Source organism: Fluviicola sp. (assembly GCF_029266855.1).
In the GTDB taxonomy this organism is placed as follows: domain Bacteria; phylum Bacteroidota; class Bacteroidia; order Flavobacteriales_D; family Crocinitomicaceae; genus Fluviicola.
In genome coordinates this window covers 203081-227706 of the sequence record NZ_JAQSWB010000002.1, presented here as the reverse complement: position 1 = coordinate 227706, position 24626 = coordinate 203081, and the positions used below count along the sequence as shown (strand labels likewise).

The 24626-nt window shown below is 42.7% G+C and carries 21 protein-coding genes; 20 read left to right on the top strand and 1 reads right to left on the bottom strand.

All coding sequences use genetic code 11. From position 1 onward, the window contains the following. Window positions 1-20 precede the first annotated feature (20 nt). The 20 genes from K0S23_RS06445 to K0S23_RS06350 all read left to right on the top strand — a co-directional run bounded on the left by K0S23_RS06445 (window position 21) and on the right by K0S23_RS06350 (window position 22990). Entirely contained in the window at window positions 21-932 is a 912-nt protein-coding gene (locus K0S23_RS06445; RefSeq protein WP_300355609.1) for a DUF72 domain-containing protein, read from the top strand. Between the two features lie 295 nt (window positions 933-1227). Continuing rightward, window positions 1228-1617, top strand: a complete 390-nt coding sequence (locus tag K0S23_RS06440; protein WP_300355608.1) for a hypothetical protein — start codon at window positions 1228-1230, stop codon at window positions 1615-1617. Between the two features lie 57 nt (window positions 1618-1674). Beyond that, a complete protein-coding gene (locus K0S23_RS06435) occupies window positions 1675-2223 on the top strand; it encodes a DUF4255 domain-containing protein (protein WP_300355607.1) in 549 nt (182 codons plus the stop codon). After that, window positions 2220-2933, top strand: coding sequence for a hypothetical protein (locus K0S23_RS06430; protein WP_300355606.1), 714 nt, complete (start codon window positions 2220-2222; stop codon window positions 2931-2933). The genes K0S23_RS06435 and K0S23_RS06430 overlap by 4 nt, the downstream gene beginning before the upstream one ends. A gap of 21 nt (window positions 2934-2954) precedes the next feature. Then, window positions 2955-4457, top strand: coding sequence for a phage tail sheath C-terminal domain-containing protein (locus tag K0S23_RS06425; protein ID WP_300355605.1), 1503 nt, complete (start codon window positions 2955-2957; stop codon window positions 4455-4457). An 87-nt stretch (window positions 4458-4544) separates the two neighbouring features. Then, window positions 4545-4994, top strand: a complete 450-nt coding sequence (locus tag K0S23_RS06420; protein ID WP_300355604.1) for a phage tail protein — start codon at window positions 4545-4547, stop codon at window positions 4992-4994. Window positions 4995-5007: 13 nt separating this feature from the next. After that, complete coding sequence (locus tag K0S23_RS06415; RefSeq protein ID WP_300355603.1) at window positions 5008-5451, top strand: phage tail protein; 444 nt, start codon at window positions 5008-5010, stop codon at window positions 5449-5451. Between the two features lie 165 nt (window positions 5452-5616). Further along, entirely contained in the window at window positions 5617-6273 is a 657-nt protein-coding gene (locus tag K0S23_RS06410; RefSeq protein ID WP_300355602.1) for a hypothetical protein, read from the top strand. After that, window positions 6270-8060, top strand: coding sequence for a type VI secretion system tip protein VgrG (vgrG, locus tag K0S23_RS06405; protein ID WP_300355601.1), 1791 nt, complete (start codon window positions 6270-6272; stop codon window positions 8058-8060). Before K0S23_RS06410 ends, vgrG begins: the two co-directional genes overlap by 4 nt. A 6-nt stretch (window positions 8061-8066) precedes the next feature. Then, window positions 8067-8366 (top strand): PAAR domain-containing protein, encoded by a 300-nt coding sequence (locus K0S23_RS06400; RefSeq protein WP_300355600.1) that lies wholly within the window; start codon window positions 8067-8069, stop codon window positions 8364-8366. Window position 8367: 1 nt separating this feature from the next. Further along, window positions 8368-8769, top strand: coding sequence for a GPW/gp25 family protein (locus tag K0S23_RS06395; protein WP_300355599.1), 402 nt, complete (start codon window positions 8368-8370; stop codon window positions 8767-8769). A 38-nt stretch (window positions 8770-8807) separates the two neighbouring features. Continuing rightward, a complete protein-coding gene (locus K0S23_RS06390) occupies window positions 8808-12140 on the top strand; it encodes a hypothetical protein (RefSeq protein WP_300355598.1) in 3333 nt (1110 codons plus the stop codon). 13 nt (window positions 12141-12153) lie between these two features. Beyond that, complete coding sequence (locus K0S23_RS06385) at window positions 12154-12885, top strand: hypothetical protein (protein ID WP_300355597.1); 732 nt, start codon at window positions 12154-12156, stop codon at window positions 12883-12885. A 3-nt stretch (window positions 12886-12888) separates the two neighbouring features. Next, the gene (locus K0S23_RS06380; protein WP_300355596.1) at window positions 12889-14787 is read left to right on the top strand and encodes a hypothetical protein; all 1899 of its coding nucleotides are present in this window, start codon (window positions 12889-12891) and stop codon (window positions 14785-14787) included. Continuing rightward, window positions 14784-17690 carry a contractile injection system tape measure protein gene (locus K0S23_RS06375; RefSeq protein ID WP_300355595.1) on the top strand — a complete coding sequence of 969 codons (2907 nt, stop codon included), beginning with the start codon at window positions 14784-14786 and terminating at the stop codon, window positions 17688-17690. The genes K0S23_RS06380 and K0S23_RS06375 overlap by 4 nt, the downstream gene beginning before the upstream one ends. 51 nt (window positions 17691-17741) lie before the next feature. Next, entirely contained in the window at window positions 17742-17942 is a 201-nt protein-coding gene (locus K0S23_RS06370; RefSeq protein WP_300355594.1) for a hypothetical protein, read from the top strand. 32 nt (window positions 17943-17974) lie between these two features. Next, a complete protein-coding gene (locus tag K0S23_RS06365; RefSeq protein WP_300355593.1) occupies window positions 17975-19186 on the top strand; it encodes a DUF4157 domain-containing protein in 1212 nt (403 codons plus the stop codon). A gap of 14 nt (window positions 19187-19200) precedes the next feature. After that, window positions 19201-20352, top strand: a complete 1152-nt coding sequence (locus tag K0S23_RS06360) for a DUF4157 domain-containing protein (RefSeq protein WP_300355592.1) — start codon at window positions 19201-19203, stop codon at window positions 20350-20352. A 25-nt stretch (window positions 20353-20377) separates the two neighbouring features. Then, window positions 20378-21685 (top strand): ATP-binding protein, encoded by a 1308-nt coding sequence (locus K0S23_RS06355; protein WP_300355591.1) that lies wholly within the window; start codon window positions 20378-20380, stop codon window positions 21683-21685. Window positions 21686-21694: 9 nt separating this feature from the next. Continuing rightward, a complete protein-coding gene (locus K0S23_RS06350) occupies window positions 21695-22990 on the top strand; it encodes a hypothetical protein (RefSeq protein WP_300355590.1) in 1296 nt (431 codons plus the stop codon). A 218-nt stretch (window positions 22991-23208) separates the two neighbouring features. Here the strand turns inward: K0S23_RS06350 and K0S23_RS06345 are convergent, their stop codons facing one another. Beyond that, on the bottom strand, window positions 23209-24243 hold the full coding sequence (locus K0S23_RS06345; RefSeq protein ID WP_300355589.1) for a DUF4852 domain-containing protein: 1035 nt from the start codon (window positions 24241-24243) through the stop codon (window positions 23209-23211). Between the last annotated feature and the right edge of the window lie 383 nt (window positions 24244-24626).

The following is a 24626-nucleotide window of genomic DNA, read 5'->3' as shown; positions in this document are numbered from 1 at the left end:
TTTTGATTTAACTTTAATCTATGGAATTCGGAAAAACAGATCGTGCTTTATTGGAGAAAGTAAATTTTCGCTTACCTGAAGATGGTGTTTTTACGCAACAGTTAAAACCAGCTGCCAAACAGCCCGAATTATTTATTGGCGGAGCAAAATGGGGCCGGAAAGAATGGGTCGGACTGATTTATCCTGCCAAAACAAAAGAATCCGAATACCTTGATCATTATATCCGAAACTTTAATGGGATTGAGCTCAATACTACCCATTATCAGATCTATCCGGCAGCGACGATTCAAAAATGGGCAGAGAAAGCAGCCGGAACCAATTTTAAGTTCTGTCCGAAGTTCCCGCAATCAATCAGTCATTACAGCGATCTTTCCAGTGTAAAAGCACATTCCGATACAGACCGTTTCCTGGACTCAGTGGTTAACTTCGGTGAACATTTAGGCCCTTTGTTCCTGCAGTTAAGCGAGCGTTTTGGTCCGCAGCGAAGAGAAGCACTTTTCAATTATCTGCAAAAACTACCCAAAGACCTGGATATTACTCTGGAGGTTCGCCACCCGGATTGGTTTAAAGATTCTGAAATTCGAAGCGAATTATTCCAGGTTCTGCATGAATTATCTGTCGGAGCAGTCATAACAGATGTTTCGGGAAGAAGAGATTGTGCCCACATGGAAGTAAGTTCTCCCGTAACGTTCATACGCTTCGTAGGAAACGGGCTTCACCCGACAGATTATGAGCGCATTGACGATTGGGTGAAGCGCATCAAATCGTGGCAGCAAAAAGACATCCGAGAAATTCACTTCTACATGCACCAACCCGATGAATTGTATACGCCACAGTTAACGGATTATTTGATCAGGCAGCTGAATAAGAGCTGTGGCTTATCGCTGGAAGTTCCCAAACTGATCGAAAAAACAGGAGATCTTTTTGGTTAATCATTAATTATAAACGGGTTAGTTATTAATTATCAAGCGGTTAGAATTTAACATACTTGACAAGTATAAAATTGATAATTACTGATTCCCCACTTATTCAACCACTTCTTAAAATTTCATTTATTTTTTGACGGAAATGTTGCCGGTTTAAAACAATTATTACCTTTAGCGCTCACTGTTCACTCATTTCAATGGTAAAGACCATTATTCCATATTTCACAACTCTTGCGTCACAGGTGTCATCTTGGGGTATTATTCTTTTGGAAGCCATTGGAATATCACTATTCATTACAACATGCCTCAAAACAAATTTGCTATTGCCCGATATACCATTATCGATGAGCTCCTGAAGAAGAATACTTATGTAAAAACTTCTACTATTACTGAAACCTGCAAAAGAAATCTCGGATATGAGGTTTCCCGCCGTACTATTCAACTGGATTTGAATTCCATGAAGGACGATCCTTTCCTGGGCCTTTTCGCACCCATTGAATATTGCAGTAAGCGGAAAGCCTATTTCTACAAAGATTCCGAATACCAGTTTGGTTATCAGCAACTAAACCTATCTGAAGTTGACTTGCTGGAAAGCGTCTGTAGTATTGCTTCGAGGCATTTAAAACCGGACCAGCGAGCCATTCTCGGTGATGTTCTTTTTAAAATAAAGAAAAGATACATGGCGAAATAAAACTTCGCCATCTAAACTTATCCTTGTAAGTAAATTAAATGATAACCCTTCACTGAAATGATTTTCGAGGCACTACAACTGCTTTCCGGACAATTGAATGATTACTTGAAAATCCGTTTCAGGTTAACAGAAGATATTGTATTTATCTCGCCCATCAAAGACACAGCAAAAGCATTTCCGAACCGCGTTGCAATCACGCTTGCTGGTTTAGAACGTGAAACAGCCGGGGGAGTCAATTTTCAGCGGAGAACAGTTTCCGATTCCACTTCGGCTCAAAGCGCTCCTTCGTGGCAAATCAATCTGAATATTTTGATCTCAGTTATTTTCCAGGAAAAGCAATACGAAGAATCGCTTCGTTTATTCTCAGCGGTAGTTGCTTTTATTCAAAAAAACAACATGGTAAGAGGCTCCAACGAAGGCCTTGTTTTTTCTTTGGAAGTTGTGAATCTCAGCATGCATGAACTTTCGAATCTCTGGAGTATTTCAGGTGAAAATTATTATCCGTCAGTGCTTTGCAAGATCCGCTTACTGGAAGTAGACGCCGGAGAGATCATGGATCTTTCCTACATTATTTCTAAACCTCAAAGCAATACTCAATTGAAATGATCCGGGAGAACTCATACCGCATTTGGCTGAAGCTTGTTATAGTACATGAATACTTTGATACGCAGCAATGTGGCTTGCTCCTTGAACCGAATTCAATTACGAAACGGGAACTTGAAAAAGCCGGAATACTTTTCAAACAGCAGAATTCGTGTACCTGGATCCTCATTTCAGAAAATGAACTCCAACTGGAAAGTGATGTCACTTTGTGTTTCCAGCTGAAAACCAAGCAAGCAGATTTCTACTATTACACTGATCAAGCTACCACGGATGATTCCGACTGGTCACTCACCGATTACAACAAAGACGGAACCTGGAAATTATTGAACATTCCGGTCACTGATAAAAGGCTCAGTGCTACGAACCCGGAAACGATCGAACTAAAACTGAACAGTGCCTTAAAACATATTGAATTTTTAGTATTTCCTTCCCAGACATATGCGATGGATCCACTGGAAGTTCGCGAACAGCGCGGAAAGGTTTTATTTGATAAACGGGAAGAGTTAAGCCTTCCGGGAACAGAAAAAACACTTTACCGCTTCGTATCATCCGAGACGTTGCCGCTCAAACAAAAAAGCGCCTACCAGTTCCACTTGTGGGAGCTCCGAAAAAGCGGCGAGAATTTATTGAGCAGACTACCCGATTTCCCACTCGTTCAATCACTTTCACCCTTCAGTCCGAAGGACACCATAACAAGTTATATCTATTTATAAATCAATACAATAAATCCAAATATGAGTACAATGAAAACACCCGGAGTATACGTCGTTGAAAAGAACGCGTTTCCCAATTCCGTTGTCGAAGCTGCTACTGCCGTACCTGCATTTATCGGGTATACGGAGTTTGCCAAAGACGGAAACAAATCCTTGTTAAACAAGCCATGGAAAGTGAGCTCTTTAGCAGAATTCAGACAATATTTTGGCGGAGCTCCAACTCCAATATTTTCAGTTTCTGAAGCGAAAGAAGGTGATGATGCAGATCCGAAACTGGGAATTGCCGCGCTTGAATTAAACGGCAAGAAGTTCACTGTTCAAAGAAACGACAAGTACAATTTCTACTACCAGATGCGTTTTTTCTTCGCGAATGGCGGTGGCCCCTGTTACATTGTTTCAGTTGACGAAGGGTATAAAAATGACCTGGTAGAAGCAAAATTGATGGGAGGAATCACTGCACTTTTGAAAGAGCAGGAACCAACCATGGTATTGGCACCCGAAGCAGTTTTCCTGGAAACAGTCGACAGCTGTTCGAATGTTCAGGTAGAGATCCTGAAACACTGCGGTAGAGAAATGCAAAACCGCGTGGCTATTTTTGATGTATTCGACGGATACCGGGATGATGCTGACAACAAGAATATCACTGAATTCCGTGAGAAAATTCTTACCGAGTTTTTAGATTACGGTGCAGTTTATTACCCATGGTTAAACACTTCCATTGTTCCGGACACCGATATCAGTTTCCTGAACTTTGAAGATCCGGATGCCATTTCAGCAATTCTTACCGAGACTGATAAAGACGGAAAACTGACAGACTTTATTGCGAATGTGAACAAAGCGAAAATTCCGACACTAGATATTTTGGATATTGAAACTACACATAAAGTACTGGCTCGTCACTCTTCAGCTTACAGTGAATTAATGCGTGAAATGCTGTTAATCGTAAACATGCTTCCGCCTTCAACTGCTATGGCAGGTATCTACTCTTTGGTAGATGGGACAAAAGAGGTTTGGAAAGCACCAGCAAACATTGGGGTTGCTAATGTAATCAGTCCGACTGTAAGTGTTTCTTTCAGAGACCAGGAAGACTTAAACGTTCCGATGGATGGTAAAGCAGTGAATGCGATCCGTTATTTCGTAGGTGAAGGAGTAAAAGTTTGGGGAGCACGTACTTTGGATGGGAATTCACTGGACTGGAGATACATCAATGTACGCAGAACCATGATCATGTTGGAGGAGTCCATTAAAAATGCTTCAAAAGCTTATGTATTCGAACCGAACGTTGCAAACACGTGGGTAAGTGTAAAAAGTATGATCAGTAATTTCTTAAACGGAATCTGGAAAAGAGGCGGTTTGGCAGGAGCAAGTCCGGAAGATGCATTCAGCGTGCACATCGGACTGGGCGATACCATGACCCCGGAAGACATCTTGGAAGGAATTATGCGCATTACTATTCTGGTAGCAATTTCAAGACCAGCAGAGTTCATTGAGATCACATTCCAGCAACAAATGCAGAAAAGCTAAAATAATTCAAAATTGAATCCCGATAGTTATCGGGAAAATTGGATTAAATCCAAGTACTAATCGAATTAAATTAAAAAATAAGAAATCATGGCAGGAGACAAGCAAGATAATGTATGGCCATTACCGAAGTTTTATTTTCAGGTAAAATTAGGTGATAAAGAAGTTCCGTTTCAAGAAGTATCCGGACTGGACATCGAAGCTCAAATCATTGAGTACAGACATGGAAACAGTAAAGAGTTTTCAACTATTAAAATGCCGGGAATTAAGAAAACCGGGAACGTAACCCTGAAAAAAGGAGTTTTTGTGAAAGACAACGGATTCTGGGATTGGTTCAACAAAATCAAAATGAACACCATCGAACGTCAGACAGTAGTTATCAGTTTATTGGATGAAGCCGGAGCACCGACAATGGTATGGACGCTCAACAATGCCTGGCCAACCAAAATTACCGGAACCGATATGAAATCAGATGGTAACGAAGTTGCAGTTGAGACTGTTGAGATTGCGCATGAAGGCTTAACAATCGCTAACAGTTAATAATTAATGTATCATGAGTAAGCAAAAATGGGAACTTCCGGTTGCTTTTTATTTCCAGGTGAAAATTGGAAATGAAGAGTTTGCGTTCAAAGAAGTGACTGGATTATCAGCTGAAATAGAAACAGAAAGTGTTAAAGAAGGGGGTGTGAATGAATATACGCACCTCCTTCCCAAACAAGTGAAGCATGGTAACCTGGTTTTGAAAAGAGCCCTGAATCCCATTAACCGCAATGATGTTGTCTGGATCAAAAAAATAATGGAAGGTGATTTTTCACAAACCATTGTTCCAAGGGATATCATTGTGAATTTGCTGGGTCAGGACGGAACCCCCGTTTACACCTGGACCTGCTCAAAAGCATACCCGGTTAAATGGGATGTCGCAGGTCTCGATTCACAATCCAACACCATTTTGATCGAAACCCTTGAATTTGCATACACGACCCTGAAACGTTCTTAATACTATGTCAATAATTATCAAAGAAATCAGTATACGGACTACCATTGAGCGAAAAACGAACTCAAGGGGTGATCTTGATTTAAAAGTAGCCAAACTCAAAAAAGATATTTTGAGAGAGGTTCAGGACACATTGCGCAAACAACGAATCAAAAAAGGAGATCGATAATGGGTGAATTAGTCAAGCTGAAGATCCTGGGGTATGAGACTCAGAGTTATTCCGAGTCAAAGAAAAGCGGGGAATTCACTACACAAGTGAATCCTGCAACTTTGAAACTTGGAAAAAAATTGAACTATTCCGCGAACGGAGAAGCTCATGGGGTAGCCAATTTGAAAAAATTCAAGTCTCAGTCGCTTGACAGTCTCTCTTTTGATGTACTAATGGATGACACCGGAATCATTCCAAGTAAAACAGGAAAGATCAAAGACCGGATCAATCAATTGGAGAAAGCCATTTATCGCATCAATTCGGAAAGTCACGAACCAAGTTACACCAAGGTGATTTGGGGAACCTTTATCTTCCGGGGAAGAGTTGAAAGCATCAACTATGATTACAGCTTATTTTCACCCGACGGAAAACCTTTAAGAGTCAAAGTTACTTTCTCATTTGCAGGTTATTTTGACAAAGACACGACACAAATGAACTCCCCGGATCTTTCCAGGATAATTACATTCCGTGCGGGCGACAGCATTGCCCGTTACTGTGATGAAATTTACGGCGACGCCTCTTTTTGTCATGAAATAGCTGCATACAATAACCTGAGTGAATTCCGCAAGATTGAACCGGGAACAAAAATTCAATTCCCTCCATTAGCAAGAAAATGAGTGTATCACCGGAAAAAAATAGTGAAGGCCTTGTAACTTTTTCCATTTACAGTGATGGAAGCAAAATAAGTGATGTTTTCGAAGCGGTCTCTATCCGGATTCGAAAAGAAGTCAATCGTATCAGTCGGGCAACCCTGGTTTTTGAAGCCGGGAATATGCCCACCAAGGAAATTCCGGAAAGCGACGACGAAACATTCGCTCCCGGGAAAAAAGTCCGTGTTGAAGCGGGCTACCAAAGCAATGAACACATCATTTTCGAAGGAGTGGTTATTGCACACAACGTAGATATTCCGGAAGAAGGAGCGACAACTTTAGAAATTGAGTGTGCCGATCTGGTATTTCCCTCAACTTTATCGCGGAAAAACAACTTCTTCGACCAAAAAACAGACAGTGCTATTATCAATGAAATACTCGGCACCTATTCCGGAGTTACACCTACGGTAGATGCTACCACGGTTACTCACCCGGAAATGGTCCAATATTACTGCTCCGATTGGGATTTCATCTGCTCGCGCGCAGATGCAAACGGCTTAATTGTTCTTTCGGATGGGGCTAATGTAAAGGTGATCAAACCGGTTGTTTCGGGCTCGCCGGTCCTGAAAGTAACCTATGGCGAAGACCTCATCTCTTTCCGGGGAGAACTTCAAACTTCCGATCAGACATTGGGGGTTGATGCCTATGCCTGGGATATCGCTACACAAGCAGTTATTACCGCAGCATCAGCTACACAAACTTTAAATGAACAGGGAGATCAGACAGCTTCGGCTTTATCGGAGGCCATCGGTGGAGACCGCTGGGGAATCCAAACCGAAAGTTACGGTGATTCTTCACAGCTCCAGGCCTGGGCAGATGCCCAGTCATTGAAAGCCGGTTTAGCCCGGATCCAGGGCGAAATCAAGTTCCAGGGAAGTTCACTTGCGGTACCAGGATGCCTGATCACCCTGGATGGACTTGGAAAGCGATTCAACGGAGATGCCTTTATCGGATCTGTAGAACACGAAATCCAGGACGGTGAATGGTTAACAACTGCAGGGATGGGAATCAACCCCGAAATGGCAACTCAAAATCCGGATGTCGTAGCTCCTCCCGCTTCAGGGCTTCTTCCGGGAATTGAAGGTTTACACATTGGAGTGGTTCATAAAATTGATGGCGACCCCGGTAAAGAATACCGGATCCAGGTGGAAATTCCACTTTTGAACAGCGATAAAAATATGGTTTGGGCGCGCATGAGCAATTTCTGGAGCAGTAAAAGTTTCGGAGCATTTTTTATTCCCAACGTCGGCGATGAAGTGGTACTCGGTTTTCTCAACAACGACCCTACTTACCCGGTTATTTTGGGAAGCATGTATAGTTCGGCCAATACAGCTCCACTAGAGATCGATGCCAAAAACCCGATTCAGCTTCTGAAAACCAAAGCCGGTATCAAATTCGAAATGGACGATGAAAACAAGGTTGTAACGGTAACAACTCCGGGAGCTAATAAAGTGGTGCTGAGTGATAAGGACAAATCCGTCACCCTGGCAGATCAGAACGGAAACAAAATCGTGCTTTCCGACAGCGGAATCCTGATCCAGGCGGCCAAAGAAATTACGATCAAAGCCGGAACAGAAGTAAAAGTAGATGCGGGTACAAACGCTAATGTGAAGGCAGGAGTGAACGTAGCCGTAAAAGGCACGAATGTAGAGCTGACCGCCGATGCCAGTTTTACAGCGAAAGGAAATGCTTCGGCAGAAATCTCTGCGGCCGGTCAAACGGCAGTGAAAGGAGCAATTGTAATGATCAATTAAGATACGATGAGTTTAGCAGCCAGATTAACAGATATGCACACTTGCCCGATGGTGACACCGGGAGTTCCTCCTGTACCACACGTTGGCGGACCAATTACCGGACCCGGAGCACCAACAGTTCTGATCGGCGGATTGCCTGCGGCTGTTATGGGTGATATGTGTGTTTGTGTTGGTCCGCCCGACAGCATTGTCAAAGGATCGGCAACCGTCATGATCAGTGGGAAACCCGCTGCCCGCATGGGTGACACCTGTGCACACGGAGGAGCAATCGTACTTGGATGTCCAACCGTACTAATTGGAGGATAAAATGGAAGACAAAACATATTTAGGAACCGGTTGGGGTTTTCCCGTGCGATTCAATCAGCGCGGCGTTCACCTGGTTTCCGATGAAGAAGATATTTGGGAAAGTTTGCGAATCCTGTTTTCAACCATTCCCGGGGAACGCGTATTCCGCTACAACTACGGTTGTCCGATTGATAAATGGGTATTCTCAAAGATTGATCTTTCGGAACGCACCATGATCATAGACATCATCGAACAGGCTATTCGCGAAGGTGAACCGCGGATTACTACAGATTCTGTGGATGTGGAAATCCGTGATGCGATGGAGGGAATCTTATGGATTAAGATCGAATTCACTATTCGACAAACAAACAGCCGAAGCAGTATGGTTTATCCGTTCTACTTCCTGGAGGGAACACAGCTGTAATTACGAATTAATGTAAAATTGAATTGAAAAGGTAATAAATGAAATCAAGAGACGGACATAGCAGAAAGGATCGATTGGATCGCTTGCACGTTCCCGGCACGTTTAAAATGCTGGACAACGACAAGGCCGCTATGCTCCAAAAACTGATTCGAATTGCAGGATGGATCCGCTTTTACAACGAAAAAGAGATTCCGGAAGGCTATTTTGAAGATTTCCTGGGCGAACTGGAAGCTTTGCGTGAAAACATCCAGATGAAGCATGCCCACGAGGCGATCGGTAAAATGGAACCTTCCCAGGCTTTGCTCCTTGCTTTTATAGAAAACCTCCAGAAGGTAACAGAGAAATACAATGGTCGCTGGAATGATTTTGCAAACTGGTACCTGACCGAATACCTCAAAGTAAGTCCGCTTTCCGTAAAAGGAGATCGCGTATGGCTTGCATTCGACAAAGCCACTCCGGGAACAATCACTATTGAAAAAAATACCGGCTTCAACCGGAAAAACACAGATCAAAACGTACTGACCTATCGTCTTGAAAACGAATTGGTTGTCCAGGATATTGAAGCTCTGAGCGCGTACACCGTTTGTTTTGAGCGAAATCCTTACCACTACCCTGCCGCAAATCTGAATTTTGTAACAGCAATTAAAACACGGGATCTCCTGCACGATAAACCCGTTCAGGACCGCACGCTGATCTTCGACAATGAATTTTCACGCGAGACCCGTGCTATCGGGATCCGGATTGCTGCCCCTTCTCTACTCTTACGAGAAGGAAAACGGGTAGTGAATATTTACTTCGAAGCCGAAAATAAAGAATGGCTCAAAACGCTTCAAAAGATAGAACCTCAATTAGTAAAACTCGAGTTAGTGAAACTCAAATGGGAGAAACTCAAGTGGGAGAAGCAAAGATTAGAGTCGCTCAACACAACCGATCTGCAAATAGCGAAGCAACTCAAACTGGTAAAGGAAGAATTAGCAAAGATCAAGTTAAGCAATCTGAAAGGACATAAACTGAAATTCACCAAACAGGAATTAAGTGCGTTGAAATTAGACCGACGGGAATTAACCAGGGTCCAGGGAGTTCGTCAGAAAATCCGGGCAAACATTTTCAACAACCTCTTTTACATAACCATTAGTACTCCGACAGGCTGGACCAACGTGACTATTTTCGAAGTAAAAAAAGACACGACCCGAAACCGTTTGATCCTGAAGTTTTTGCTTCCGGAAGATTTCCCTTCCACAGTTGGATGTACGGAAGAAGTTCATCATTTTCAATCGGAATTCCCTGCAATACAAATCCGGCTCAATTTCGATGCCTGGCTCTACCCTTATTCGTGGATCCACAAATTGCGGATTCAGCGAATCCTGATCCGAACGAAAGTGGAAGGAATCAATGATGTCCAGGTTTACAATGAATTAGGTAAAATTGACAATTCGAAATCATTTCCTCCTTTTGGAATCAATACTTCTGCAGGAACCTGGATGGCAATCGGGAATTACGAAATGGCGATTAAAAACACCAGCAGTATCGATATTTGCGTCAAATGGAACCAGCTTCCCTTGCATCCGAAGGGATTAAAAGGACATTATGCCGCATATCCCGGACAGATTGACAATAACAGTTTTAAAATCCGCACACGTTATTTGAGCGACAACAGCTGGTTTCCTACTACAGGGAAAAGTGGCTTTTCGCTATTCCGGGATGCCGAGGTGGATGATCCGAATGCTGCAAAACTGGATAAGGCTGTTTCAGACGAAAGTGATTTCCCGAAAATATCAGTCAAAAAAATGGTACCCTTCGAGCATTCCGAAGACACCTACAAATACACTATTAAAACCCGTACCGGTTTTGTAAAACTAACGCTTGAAAGTCCGGATATGGGATTTGGCAGCCAGGAATACCGGGATTTATTCACGGAACGCATGATGATGAAGAAATGGAGAAAAAAACGCCTACCGGTGTTACTTCCTCCCATTTTTCCACATGTAGAAAACATCACTCTGAATTACCGTTCGGAAGACATTATTGACCTGCGGAAAAATACCCGAAACAGCCATGTACTGGTAGACCAGCTGCATCCTTTCGGGGTTGTGTCGTCTGTTGATTCCAGCACCAATACCGGGATTCCCTTTGTTTTTTCACAGCAAACAGATGCCAGTATTTTAATGGGTTTTAAAAATGTAAAAGGAGACGAGGTCTTTTCAACATTTATCGTTTTTGAAGCCGTCAGCAACGAGATGACCGTGGATGATATTCCCAAGATCATTATGTACTGGGGCGATGGTTACCACTGGGAAGAAATTCCACGCGGTTTTATTTTGAAAGACGAAACAAAGCAAATGACCGTAAGCGGGAATTTAGTTTATCACTTTCCGCCTCACATTCCTCCGAATCTATATGACAAAGATGGTGTTTTATGGATCCGGACCGGATTTGTGAAGAACCACGAGTTTGTTCCCGAAATACGTGCAGTTTATAATAATGCCGGTTTGGTTGTACTGGAAACCGATGAAGCTTCCGTTGAAAAGATGCAGTCCTTCAAAAACTCAAACGGACTTCTTGAACCGGAGAAAAAACTCCCAGGGATTACGAGCATTGAGCAGATCACTTCTTATTATGCAGGACAGGAACTTGAAGATCTGAAAAGTATGCAGGTACGTGTTTCGGAATTTGTTACACATCGAGGAAGAGCAGTTACCGCGCGAGATTTTGAGCTACTTACACTCCAGGAATTTTCGGACATCGGCAAAGTGTTGTGCCTTCCGAATACCAACCTGAAAAATGACAAACAGGGTGTTGTTACCGTAGTTGTAATTCCACAAAACAAATTAAAAACAATCAATAATTCAAAACCGATGGTTCCTTCGGGGCTGCTATCCCGTATTGAAGATTACCTGAGTGAGCGCGCTTCCAAAAATGTAATCGTTGACGTTGTCAATCCTGTTTACGAGGAACTGCAGGTAAAATGTGTGATCCGTCTGAAGGATGAAAACCAGGCAGTATCCCTGGAAGCAATTCAAGAGATCTGTGACAATTTCATCGCACCATGGCAAGCCAAGAATGTCCTTCCGAAATTCGGTGAGCCCATTCATATTTCACGGATCTACAATGCTATCAAGGAAATCGATTTTGTGGCTGAGATAGATTATTTTGCCATTATTCGCGTGTCGCAGGATAAAACCGAAGCCGGAAAACGAAATTATTACCATCTGTACACACACGAAGAAGAAGCCGAGCTGCTTGTTCCCAACAGGCCGTACAAATTATTTGTTCCGGCAGAAACACACATTATACAAATAGAGGAAAAAAACAAATCGATCGATCCTTATGGTTTAGGCGATATGGAGATCGGAAAAACATTTATCCTCTGAAAATAACAGCATCATGGCTATCAGAAACAGAAATACATTAATTGAAGGTTTTAGTAAGGGACAACGTCCGAGCGCTGATGATTTTAAAAATTTAATTGATTCAACTGTCAATATCCTGGATGACGGTTTTTCCAAAGATGCCCAATCCGGGATTAAACTTGCTCCCATCTCCGAACAGGAAGGAACAGTAATGACCTTTCTCCAAAACATGACAGATGATATCGGTGGACGTTGGGAATTCGACGTACTCAATAACGATTTAAAGATCAGTCATGTCAACGATACTGGAAAGGGACAACTGATCCTATTGAAACAAAACGGTGAAATTGAGATCGGCAAGGAAGGTTGTGACATCAACGTGAAAGGAACCCTGCATTCGGAGCAACGCGCAGGAAAAAAAGTATTGAAGAATATCTCAGCAGATGGAAAATGGCATGATCTGACGGATTTCCTGGAAGGAATTCATGCATTGGAAGTCATCTGTGTTATGGGAAAACGCCACACCGGAAAACACGCCGTTTTGGTTGCACACGCTACTCATTGTTTCGGAGCAAAACCCAGGATCCGAAAAATCAGGTCTCATTTCGGCGTGTTTGGAAACAAGCTGCTGATCCGCTGGGTAAAATCCAGGAATGAGCGTGCCTGCAAATTGCAGGTCAGAACACGATTTATGCTTGGGGGCAATATTTCTATTCAAGGTTCAATCACATCACTATGGGATAACCCATTGATGGAAAATTTGTAGGCTATGTTTATAAGGAAACGAGAACGTACGGACAATTTTTACCAGGAACTCCAGGAAAAAACACTGGAGCGCCTGCAGGAATTAAGCGGTGATGTCTGGACAGATTTCAACGTCCATGATCCCGGTGTTACCATTTCGGACAACATGAACTACGCCTTGTTTGAACTTCAGTATAAGCTTGAACTTCCTTTTCGTTCATTCATTGGTCCGGACAGTGCCGATTATGCGAGCAAAGGAATTTTACCTGCCGAACTTATTTTTGCTCAATCGATCGTCACACCTGAGGATTACGAGCAGTTATTCCTCGACAACATTGAAAACCTTGAAAGCTGTTCAGTGGAATTCAAGAAAGGCTTTTATTCCATCCGTGCTTCTGTTTCCACACGAAACCCGGCAATTACAAGTGAGAACATTAAAGAAGAGTTATTTGTCCTATATCATAAAAACAGGAACCTCTGTGAAGATCTGCGCTGGGATGATATTCAAATCCTGACAAAATCAGCGGGGAAACGCAAGAAAAGAGAGGAAGACACTCCCCAGATTGAAAAGACGTACGGACCAGATAAATCCGAAGAAGCAATCAAAATCCACAATTATCATTCCTTTCAACTGGATTTCCCGGATGTTTATGGAATCGGTACACGCGGGTTTCCCCAGGAAGCTTCCGAACGCAACAAAGCACACGTTTTACAGTTAAAAGGCTATTTGCTTATGATGGATTTCATGATGGCGAATGTAACCGAACAAATCCAAAGCGCTCCGCAGCTGATCAGCTTCAAGGACACTCCTCCGGCGGGAACAGTTTCACTGGTTTCTATCCCGGACGTGGCAAAAGTAGTCGACAGGGCCAAATTCAGTAAGAACAATCAATTACAGAATTCGACATCCATTCAGAATAAAAAATCCGGATTTATTGATATCCTGGACACCTTGTACGGAGAAGATACCGCACAGTTCTTCCAGGATTTCCAGCCTCCGAAATCAAAGATCAATTACCGGGCAACATTGACAGAAGAACTGCCCGAACTCAATAGAAACCGTTTCCGGTCTTTCAATAAATTAAGTCCCACCGAAAGCAATGTGGTGTTCAAAGAATTGTTTTCCCTGCTTCACGGAAAGAAAATCGAGTCTGAAATTCCGATCCGGGAACTGCTCCAAAAACAGGGGCTTGACCTGCTTCCGGATTCCGTTTTCTTCGAACAATACGAAGTTTATTTAGACATTGCTCCGATTTCCGGAGTGTTCTACAATCCTATTTTTAATGAATCTCCACAAAATATTCCGGTGCAGGAAATGGATTGGAAAGAAGAATATTTGCCCTCCCTGCAAGCAGAGATCAGCCTCATCCGCAGGAATGCACTATTCGAAAGCTTCCTGGAAGTTGGGGCTAATGCCGGCAATTACCGCATGATCCAGCTGAGCGAAAACGGCCGCTGGATTCTGGTTTTTCGCTATCCTGGAAAGGAAGACTGGATGATTTTAGGCTCTTACAGAACCAGAGAGCATTTGATCCGTTCCGCCAATCGATTTTGGGCATTCATACGTTTCCTGAACCCGGAAAGACACTTATTTTATTTGGTGGAGCACCGCTTATTGCAGTTTGCACATCCGGATAAGCACGACGAAAATGAAGGGAACACCTTATCCATTATTGCTTCCAGCCGCTTTGAGAATGAAGAAATGCACGAACGCCTTGAGCAACTTTTGAGAGAACGACTCCCCGCGCATTTAAGAATTAAACTATACCAGGTACAGCCTGACTATATCTATGATTTTGAACAAATCTATTACAAATGGCGGGAAGCTCTTGCAAGCAGAAAAGTCAAAGAACTGGTTCATTTTTCAGAATCAATCAAGGCATTTTTCCGGGTGAGTAAACCCTTCTTAAAGGATATTCAATGAACAGTATTTCGTCCATAGCGCTTCATGTAAATGCCAGCAGTGAATCTTTTATTCAGAGCTGGTATCGCGATTTTGAGCTCTTTGCCGAAAAACACATAACAGCCGTTGCAGACCGGGTATTGATGCGTTGCGATCAGTACGGATTCGAAATTGAAATTTCAAAACTCGACATAGACCTGGGAAGCATTGCCGAAGAGGATTTCGAAAAAGATTTCGAACGGCTTTTGGAGGAAAAGTTAGAAGAGTCTTTACAACGAGAACTTTTATACCCGACGAGAAAAGAAGATAAACGGCTCGAAGAAGCGGATTACCAGTTGGAAGCCTTAAAGCAATTTCTGCTCCATGGAACTTTAAACTGGAATTTAGCCAATCGCTTCAAAAATATAAGCATCTTATTTCAGCAGGTGCTTAAAAACAGGTCCAAAGAATTGAGTTCGTTTCTGAAATCATACGGCCATTACACAAGTGTTCAACACCGCATGATCTACCAGTTCGAAGATTCCAGTTTGTTTGACATTGTAAAACTGATGGCTCCGAGGGAATTTTCGTTCATTCGATCCTACGTAACATTTTTGCGTATCAAGTATGCAGAAGCACCGCGCGTTCCTATCCGGGAAGAAGAACGAAAGGTGATCATCTGGAAAGTGGTTTATGCTTATTTATTGGGAAATCAGAGTTCCGCATTCAATAAGAAACTCTTCGTCCGTGAGACGATCGCGAACCTGGCATCGCACGTCAACCTGAGCTATGGTGAACTGTTGAAAACACTCACATTTATTCTTGATCAGGATTTCGGGGATGTCATTCCATCCGGTCTACAGGTTATTCTAAACGAATTAAAAAAAGAAGAGTACCATTCGTTTATGGCGATCCGTATCCAGAAACCGGATGAGTGGCCGCACATCTTGCGCGAATTGAAATCGTCCGGTCAAAAACTCAAATTACAGGAAAATGATCTGAACCAGCTGCGTGTTTTGCTTGAGAATGAGAAAAACGTTCTTCAAATCATTAAACCACTCCGCGAAACAGAGATCCATGATCTCGTGCGCTTACTTGTTCCTGCCGATGCGGATTTTGTTATCGAATACTCACAGCATTTGAATAAGCAAAACCAAAGCGGAGCACTTCAGGGGAAATCAAGCGGCGAATTTTTACTTTTCAAATGGCAGGTCATTCTTCCTCTGCTGGCACTTTCAAAAAGTTCTTCAATCAACAGGGAATACCTGGTGTGGCAGGTCTTTAAACGCCTTTCTGCCCGGTACAACATTGAAGTCTGGCAAATAATAGCCTTTGCCTACCAGGAAACAAGTTCGTGGAAAACTCAAAACGGGCTCCGCGAACTGATACGGCAATTTTATCAAGAATGGATCCAGGGAAAACCAAAATCCGAGCAGAGCAAAACATTCGATTCCGTTCATTTCCAAATCCAGTTACTGGAAGAAAATTCGAAATTGAATAAAGAACAAATCCTTGACCTAAAAGCAAAATTGAGTTCTGTTCTGTTCAGAGAGCTATTGCTCGACCGTTTAAAAGAATCTGCCAGACATCGTTTATTAGCTGTCATCCTTCCTTCAAAATCCAGCGAACTCTCTGCATTCATGCAAGTACTGAATTATTCGGGAAACGGAACAAAGATCCAAGGACGTACCATTGTCTCCATTCAGCGATTGAAATGGACTTTCCTGTTTGATGTGCTGGAAGAGGTCAAAAACCAGGTATTCAATCAGGAACACATTGTGCAGCGCATTTTAGAAAAAACGGGAGCTCATTACAATTTGACCTTGAAACAACTGGTTGATTTTTTCTGTTCGGATTTCAAGAACTCGAATTTCTCACTGCCCTTCAACCTGTTCAAAATACTAACTTCCATCAAATTGAAGATCGATTCGGAGGTTTCCGAACAATCTGCCGGTGCATCCTTACTTATCAGGAAGCAGGAAGAAAACAAGAAGCTGCTATTAAGTTACTTCGCAGAAAATGAGCGGAGCACACCTATGATGAATGCGATTTCACAGGATTTGGACTGGATGAATTTCCTTATTCCCATTTTGGATTCTGTTAAGACAATGATGGACTTCATCCAGCGCAAATGGAACATCCGTATTCATAACCAATTGTTTTTGCAAACCGTTTTCCAGTTTACAAAAAATGCAAGGCACCGGAGTCAAAAAGACCTCATCTATGAATTGTGGAACCTGATCAAAAAGAGTTTGAGTCGCGGCCAGCGGGTCCAGTTGATCGGGGAATTTATCGCAGCAAAAAGCCAGGACGTCCTGCTCAAGCAATTACACCTGGCACTTGAAAAAGATCCGGACAATCTTCCCGGGGAAGTAAAAGAAGAAGATTCCGATAACGATCCGGAACCTGAGCCTGAACTTGAACCCGAAGAAGAGAACGCAAATACAAACCAATACATAGACAATGCAGGCCTGGTTTTGATCTCTCCCTTTCTTCCCCGGCTTTTTGCGATGATGGACTTAACGGAAAACGGGAAGTTTAAAAACAGGGATGCCCGGATAAAAGCCATTTTCCTGATGCAATACGCCGTTTTCGGGGACGAAGATTTTCCTGAATATACCATGCAGCTAGATAAACTTCTGACCAATTTCAAAACGGGAACCCCAATCCCGGCCAAATCAAATCTCAGTGACGAAGAAAAGAATACAGTGCATGCAATGCTGGAGGGAGTTTTACAGAATTGGGGACGTTTGACAAACACTACCGTTACCGGTTTACAGGAAAGCTTTTTACGCAGGGAAGGAAGGCTGGAAGAACAAGAGGATCTGCATTTACTCACCGTCGAATCCAAAGCATACGACATGCTGCTGGACCACGTGCCCTGGAGTTTCAGAACTATTAAATTTAGCTGGATGCAGAAAGCAATTCAGGTGAAATGGAGGTAAGTTAATTGAAAATGCAAAATTTAGAAAAATTAAATTTCAAAAGAACAATATATGAAAGCAAGTAAGATCAATACAGGTGGAGGAAAGCAAAGCAGTCCTTTTCAGACAAAAGCGAAAAACCAGGCACAGGAAGGATCTATTCTTCAGGCTTACAAAAACAGTACAGCACAATTGGCTGCTGAAGAAGAAGAGCCCCTTCAGGGAAAGTTTGACACAACACAATTAGCAGAGGAGGACGAAGAAATTATCTGATCGAAAGAGGTAGTTAAACAGAATTGCAGAGTATGAAAACACATTCACAATCCAAACAATCAGAAGGCTCTTCCATTCAGGTAAAAGCTCAGAATCAAGCCAATGAAGGTCTTATTCTGCAGGCTTATAAAAGCGGTATTGCCCAGTTAAAATCCGGTGAAGAAGGACTAGTACAAGCAAAAGAAAATAAAACAGGTTTGCCGGATAACTTAAAATCAGGAGTTGAGAACCTTTCCGGACATAGTTTGGATGATGTGAAAGTACATTACAACTCTTCGCAACCTGCTTCTTTACAAGCGCATGCATACGCGCAAGGAACAGACATTCATGTGGCCCCCGGACAGGAAAAGCATCTCCCGCATGAAGCATGGCATGTGGCGCAACAAAAACAAGGTCGGGTAAAGCCAACCATGCAGATGAAAGGAACCGTTGCGGTCAATGACGATGCAGGTTTGGAAAAAGAAGCGGACGTGATGGGAGCTAAGGCGGTTGTTCAGCAAAAAAACGATAGCGAAAGTCCTCAATCTCTTTCCATAAAGGCAATACCCGGTAATGTCAGCCAGTTAAAACCGATAACCCGATCCATTTCAAAGATTTTATCCGAAACCAAATTAAAAACGGCTGAAGACATGGATTCCTTGCGTATGTTCCTTATCAACAGAGGATATGAAGATCGCCTGGACGAAATTGTAGGCAGATTTATAGATGGCGAATTTAGCGGATCCGCAGAAAAAGACACTTATGACGATAGTGATGAAGAAGCAATCAACTGGGCAGACCACCAGGGACTGGAAGAGTACGATGACGAAGAAGCAATTGATGGTTATATTGAAACGAATAATGTGACGCAATTTGCAAGAAAACCGAATGTTGTCTCAGGTCCGAAAAGTTACGGAAGCTACCAGAATGTTGCTTACAAAACTGACGATAAAGGATGTATAAACTTTGACACACCTCATGGTACTCCTACAGCGTGGAGCAATCCGGTTGATCCAAATACTGAAGTGGATTTGAATAAGGCAGGAAAAACGATCAACACCAAAGACCGGGGACAACATTTTGCAATCGGGGATCATTTATTATCCAAAGTTAAGTATGGAAAGAGCGGAAAAGCATCTCAAATTACGAGTTACAGAAAGTCCAAATGGACCTGGCATCATTTGAAGAACCCATATAAAATGGTATTGGTAGACATGGAAGTTCACCGGAAACATGGCCATAACGGAGGAGTACATCTATGGTAATTAAAATCATTCCTATGAAAACACGTGTAAAACAAAAACAGCTTAACAATCCTTCCGTTCAAACGAAAGCTAAAAACCAGGCACCGAAAAAATCAATTCTTCAGGCCTACAAAAGCGGAACTACTCAATTGGCTGCGGAGGAAGAAGAACCTGTTCAGGGGAAACCTGAAACAACTCAACTTAAGGAGAATAAAACAGGTTTGCCCGATAACTTAAAATCAGGTGTTGAAAATCTTTCCGGGCACAGCCTGGATGATGTGAAAGTACATTACAATTCCGACAAGCCTTCAGCCCTGCAAGCGCATGCCTACGCACAGGGAACAGATATCCATGTAGCTCCGGGACAGGAAAAGCATCTGCCTCACGAGGCATGGCATGTGGTTCAGCAAAAACAGGGACGTGTACAGCCCACCCGGCAATTGAAAGGGACTACCAATATCAATGATGACAGTGCATTGGAAAAAGAAGCCGATGTAATGGGAGCTAAAAGTTTGTCTGCAACGGAAGTAACAGAAAAAAAAACGCTGAGCAATTCCAAATCTCAGCAAGAAACTGCCCAACTTGTAGAATGGTATCACAACAAAGAGACAAACCGCTATTTCGATATAGAACACACCGGTACAAGTATAAAAGCCAAAGAAGTAACTCTTAGTAAAAACGGTAATAGAGGGACTCATAATAAAAAAACAGCCCAAACAGGGAAACTGATATACTCATACATAAACCTGGGCCATGATCAGTTGTATGTTGTTCTGGAACATGTAAAATCACATCCTGAAGAGGGTTCAGGACTCGGTGCACTGCTTGTAAACCTTATGGCCATGGATGCACTGTCGAAAGGAGCAACAGGAGCTGTCGTATCCAAACCGGCAACAACTCAACAGGGGTTTTATCAGCGTATGGGCTTCGATATCGCCGGTGCTAAAGAAGCAGTACGTCAAAAATATATTGATGCAGGCAGAGAAGAAGATATCCCGGAAGAGATCACTATTCAGGAAGCACAGACAACTCCTCATGACCTTTTCAATAATAGTTCATCTTCTGTTAATAAACGATGGAGAATTTCTTCACCCGAGCAAACCGATTTACCCACAGGTGAAGTGAGAGACCCGGATTTCGGGCAATCCACGCGTCTTCTGGGACAAATATCAAATGAGGATTTATAATCCAAAACAGGATACTAAATAAGATATGAAAAACTCCATCCAATACTTTCAAACACTGCTTCACACAGCTTTTGCGCTCTATTTCGGGCAGGAAAGCGAGTACAAATCATTGGAGGAAATTCCATTTCCAAAAACCGATGAGCTGGAAAAGTGGGCAGGCAAAGCACTTTCCTGGGAAGAGAAGGTAATTCTATTGTTGGCCCTGATGCCACATGTGAGCCCGCAAAGCCTGGATCTGTTTTTTATTCTCAATAAAAACCTGGATCGTCAGTATACCGAATTCGGAGGATGGAAAGGAACTTCCCATACCGGATTTCTGCCAACAGGTGAAACTGCAGCTTTTCTTTTGGCTCTTAACTCGGAGGAAAAACGGAAAGTGGTGGTGAACCTGTTTGATCAAAGTCATTGGTTTTATAAAGAAAATATTGTTCGACTGGAAGGCCAGGGAGCCGGAGAACCTTACTTAAGCGGAAAACTATGCGCCTCAGATGAACTTTTGGCCAAAGTGTATCACGATGGAAATTATCGTCCGGATTACAGCAGTGATTTTCCTGCCCGTCGAATGGAAACACCATTGGAATGGGATGACCTGGTGCTTCAATATAATTTAAAGGAAGAGCTGGATCAGATTACGCGCTGGCTGGAACACGGGAAAACCATTAATGAGCAATGGAAACTCGATAAGTTTCTGAAACGGGGTTACCGCTGTTTGTTTCATGGTCCGCCGGGAACCGGGAAAACACTTACCGCTTCACTTCTGGGAAAACAAAACGGGATGGACGTCTACAGGATCGATCTGTCGATGGTGGTCTCCAAGTATATCGGGGAAACGGAAAAGAACCTGGCCAAGATCTTTGACCGGGCTGAGCATCAGAACTGGATTTTGTTCTTCGATGAGGCAGACGCTCTATTCGGAAAGCGAACAGAAACATCCGATTCCAATGACCGTCATGCGAACCAGGAGGTCGCTTACCTGCTTCAGCGCATCGAAGATTATCCCGGAATGGTCATCCTGGCAACCAACATTAAAGACAACCTGGACGAGGCATTTTTCCGCAGGTTTCAGTCTATTTTGTACTTCCCTGTTCCAAACCAGGAACTGCGCTATGACTTATGGAAGCGCCTGATCCCGAAAGAATGGCTCGATGATCAATCGGAAGAACTCCTGCGTGAAGCGGCCATTATCAAACTTTCCGGGGGAAGCATGCTCAACGTGGTGCAATCCTGTGCTTTACAATTATACCATCCTAAAGCTTCCGGGAAACTCGATTTTGAAATGCTTAAAACCACCATCCGAAAAGAACTGGAAAAAGAAGGAAAACTTGTGAATTAAGAATTGATTATGAAAATTATTGCAGGACTATTGATACTATTTGCCTTTGCTTTCCGGGTTTCGGGGCAAGGACAGCGCGGACAAACTTACGTGGCGCCGTGGGATATTCCGGCATTGGAAGACCCCTACTTTTTCGAACCTTATTTTGATACCATCTACATTCACGATACCGTTTATGTTTCCGATGCGGACGCCTTTTTGAAAAAATACTACAAGGGTAAAATCACTTTGAATGAACTGGTTAAGAATCAGCAGATCCTTGACAGTATTTTACGTCACCTGAGCAGTGTCTCGGGAAAAGAGCTTTTTTACAATTACTTTGGAAACCACCGGTTCCCAAGAGCTTTGTCCAATAGTATTTCCATTAAGGAATTCTCCCTTGATGAGGACCTGCAATTTAAACAGCGACAGTTTAACTCGGGCGTTCCTGTAGCCGGGGCCGTAAGTAACGAGCTTCTTTTCCGTTTCACCGGGGCTTATCGCACCAATCGTTTTCTAACCAACGAGGAAGCAGTTGTCCGGGCAATTTCCTACATTTTCAAAACCCTTCAATCCGATACTGCGCAGATCCGTTCAATCAATCTTTATTTCCCGGATTTCAATTTCAAGGAAAAAAGGGCTATGGCTCAATTTGTGAAATCAGTAAGAATGGTACTGAACGCTGCCAAAGATTACGACATTTCAAAGATGAAACTCAAAGTGTTCTTTCACACACAAAAGGACCCTGAAATTATCGGAGAGGATTTTCTTTACAGTTTGATGATCAAGGCAAGTGAAGTAGTACTGCTGAATCCGACGAACGTAATCGATGATTATTATGTGGAGGGCGATCCTTTTTCGAAGGACGATATTGAGAATGTTGGTTTGTTTACCCGCATGAACAGTCATTTTTACCTTGCCCGGTTTACCAATGGGAACCCGGAGATCAGGGATAGTATTACCGATTTTTCAGTGGATGCGATCCGCGAAATTGCTTTGGGGGATATTCCTGAAAACAACTGGGAATCTTACCTGTGGTTCCTGATCGGATTACTGGTCTTTGTAATTCTCATTGTGCTCCTTTATTTGTTCTACCCTCCTTTCTCTTATATCCTGAACCAGAATATGGGAATCGTTTTAGCTTCTGCCATTGTTTTTTCGATCGAATTCTTCATGCTTGCCGGGGTTGTTTTCCAAAACATGTGTACCGAAGATGAAAGTACATCGCTTAATGAAAACCCCTCACTTCTGTTTTGTATGCCGATCCTGATGGTGGTGGTTTTACCGTTGATGCGACAGTTTTCGCGCAATAGGAAGTTACCGTGAATTACCCCTACTTTACCTTACAGCTTTCGCACTAACGTTTGTTGCTGTTCGTCTTCACCCGCTTTGCGGCCTCTTCCAAGGCAAAAAAAGTAGGCAAAAATGCTACCTCATAGCTTTCGAACTGACGTTTGTTGCTATTCGTCTTCGCTCGCTACGCGACCTCTTGTCCCGATTACAGACATCAACAGCCTTCCGCTTCAGACCGATTTTGCGGAAAGTCATTTCAACTTCTTCATCCCGATGTAATTGTAATCCTGGTTTTCGGAATCTGTCATGGAAATCTCCAGGATCGTCAGGTGGAAAATGTTATTCCCCGGATTTTCAGGAGTTGCTCCGCCAGGAACAGGTTCCTTGGTTATGGAAGTACAGATCACTTTGATCAGGGCATATGCTTTCCGGTTACCGTTGTAGTCGGGAGTGTTTACATTGAGGAAAAAATCAGCATTCTCTTTAGCAGACCGAATGCTTGAAAAACTTTTATAATTATCAAAAAGCACCTTATTGTCGCTGGAAACTTTCAATGCTTTTGAGCCGTAAGCTGCAGGATTATCTACAATCAGGAACTCGCCCTTGTCGAATGCGTATTTCCCCAGGTAGGCGGGCAAACTAAGAAGGAAAGTATCTTTCATTCGAACCTGTTTACGGGCTACATCCAGTTTTTTGATCCATTCATTCTTTTCTTTTTCAAACTGATTCAGATTCAGTTCGTATTCTTTTCCTTTCCGGGGATCAGTCAGCTTGCAGTACCGCAGGGCATTATCCGCAGAACTTCCTTTGGATTGTTCCAGGTTTAAAAGAAACATGTTTTGTTCATCCAGCCACTCCGTACCGCTTGTTTTGACCGGACTGGTGAATACGATCAATTCCTTTGCCTGTAAGGCCTTATCGATCGGCATGTATACGATGCGGTTATTTGGCCCTTGTAATTCGAAGACCACTGAATTTTTAAACTCAAAGGTGCAATGTTCCTGAAATGACAAGATATTTTTGATCACACACATTGATCCTGAAATTACAGAATCCAGTTCGCTGTATCCGCATACATTCTTTTTGTCTTTAACAAAGATACCGCTGTATTTCTTCTTTGCACTGAACACGTTCTTCCCCGGTTCACCAACAATTATCGTATCACCTTTGGAATAAGTATGTTTGGAAACCGCTGACTGATATTTTTTCAGTTTCTCAGCTTCCTGAGCAAAGAGCGAAGGAAGCGAAACAACGAAAAGAAGGATGAGTAATAAGGTATTGTGCATAATTTCAGATTTCGTTTTTAGTGAGGGACTAAAAGTTGTGCCAAAAATAGTTTAATTAATGTCGAATTGCGAATTACAATCAGGGATTTTACATTTGTGAGAATTTTATTTTAAAACTTAAAGCTTATTCTTTCCCACGGAGGAGCACAGATGAACACGGAAGTTCGGTTATCAATGTTGAACTAGTCCTTAAAGAGAGTGATTTCGGGATGTTAAATCCATAACATTTTAATACTATATCCATACTTGATCCATACTTGACCCGTACTTGATCTATACATGACCTAGGTGTGAACCGGAAATCTATCAACTTCCGATGAAAGAAGGCAGGTGTTTTTGGTTACACTTTTGGGAAGCTGATTTACAGAACTAAATCGATTTAT

Bases quoted from the DNA above. Each gene is read 5' to 3' on its own strand.
- K0S23_RS06350 (WP_300355590.1), top strand. From the start codon at position 21,695: ATGAAAATTATTGCAGGACTATTGATACTATTTGCCTTTGCTTTCCGG.
- K0S23_RS06425 (WP_300355605.1), top strand. From the start codon at position 2,955: ATGAGTACAATGAAAACACCCGGAGTATACGTCGTTGAAAAGAACGCG.
- K0S23_RS06360 (WP_300355592.1), top strand. From the start codon at position 19,201: ATGAAAACACGTGTAAAACAAAAACAGCTTAACAATCCTTCCGTTCAA.
- K0S23_RS06345 (WP_300355589.1), bottom strand. From the start codon at position 24,243: ATGCACAATACCTTATTACTCATCCTTCTTTTCGTTGTTTCGCTTCCT.
- K0S23_RS06435 (WP_300355607.1), top strand. From the start codon at position 1,675: ATGATTTTCGAGGCACTACAACTGCTTTCCGGACAATTGAATGATTAC.
- K0S23_RS06365 (WP_300355593.1), top strand. From the start codon at position 17,975: ATGAAAACACATTCACAATCCAAACAATCAGAAGGCTCTTCCATTCAG.
- K0S23_RS06375 (WP_300355595.1), top strand. From the start codon at position 14,784: ATGAACAGTATTTCGTCCATAGCGCTTCATGTAAATGCCAGCAGTGAA.
- K0S23_RS06440 (WP_300355608.1), top strand. From the start codon at position 1,228: ATGCCTCAAAACAAATTTGCTATTGCCCGATATACCATTATCGATGAG.
- K0S23_RS06400 (WP_300355600.1), top strand. From the start codon at position 8,067: ATGAGTTTAGCAGCCAGATTAACAGATATGCACACTTGCCCGATGGTG.
- K0S23_RS06355 (WP_300355591.1), top strand. From the start codon at position 20,378: ATGAAAAACTCCATCCAATACTTTCAAACACTGCTTCACACAGCTTTT.
- K0S23_RS06380 (WP_300355596.1), top strand. From the start codon at position 12,889: ATGTTTATAAGGAAACGAGAACGTACGGACAATTTTTACCAGGAACTC.
- K0S23_RS06410 (WP_300355602.1), top strand. From the start codon at position 5,617: ATGGGTGAATTAGTCAAGCTGAAGATCCTGGGGTATGAGACTCAGAGT.
- vgrG (WP_300355601.1), top strand. From the start codon at position 6,270: ATGAGTGTATCACCGGAAAAAAATAGTGAAGGCCTTGTAACTTTTTCC.
- K0S23_RS06370 (WP_300355594.1), top strand. From the start codon at position 17,742: ATGAAAGCAAGTAAGATCAATACAGGTGGAGGAAAGCAAAGCAGTCCT.
- K0S23_RS06420 (WP_300355604.1), top strand. From the start codon at position 4,545: ATGGCAGGAGACAAGCAAGATAATGTATGGCCATTACCGAAGTTTTAT.
- K0S23_RS06415 (WP_300355603.1), top strand. From the start codon at position 5,008: ATGAGTAAGCAAAAATGGGAACTTCCGGTTGCTTTTTATTTCCAGGTG.
- K0S23_RS06390 (WP_300355598.1), top strand. From the start codon at position 8,808: ATGAAATCAAGAGACGGACATAGCAGAAAGGATCGATTGGATCGCTTG.
- K0S23_RS06385 (WP_300355597.1), top strand. From the start codon at position 12,154: ATGGCTATCAGAAACAGAAATACATTAATTGAAGGTTTTAGTAAGGGA.
- K0S23_RS06430 (WP_300355606.1), top strand. From the start codon at position 2,220: ATGATCCGGGAGAACTCATACCGCATTTGGCTGAAGCTTGTTATAGTA.
- K0S23_RS06395 (WP_300355599.1), top strand. From the start codon at position 8,368: ATGGAAGACAAAACATATTTAGGAACCGGTTGGGGTTTTCCCGTGCGA.
- K0S23_RS06445 (WP_300355609.1), top strand. From the start codon at position 21: ATGGAATTCGGAAAAACAGATCGTGCTTTATTGGAGAAAGTAAATTTT.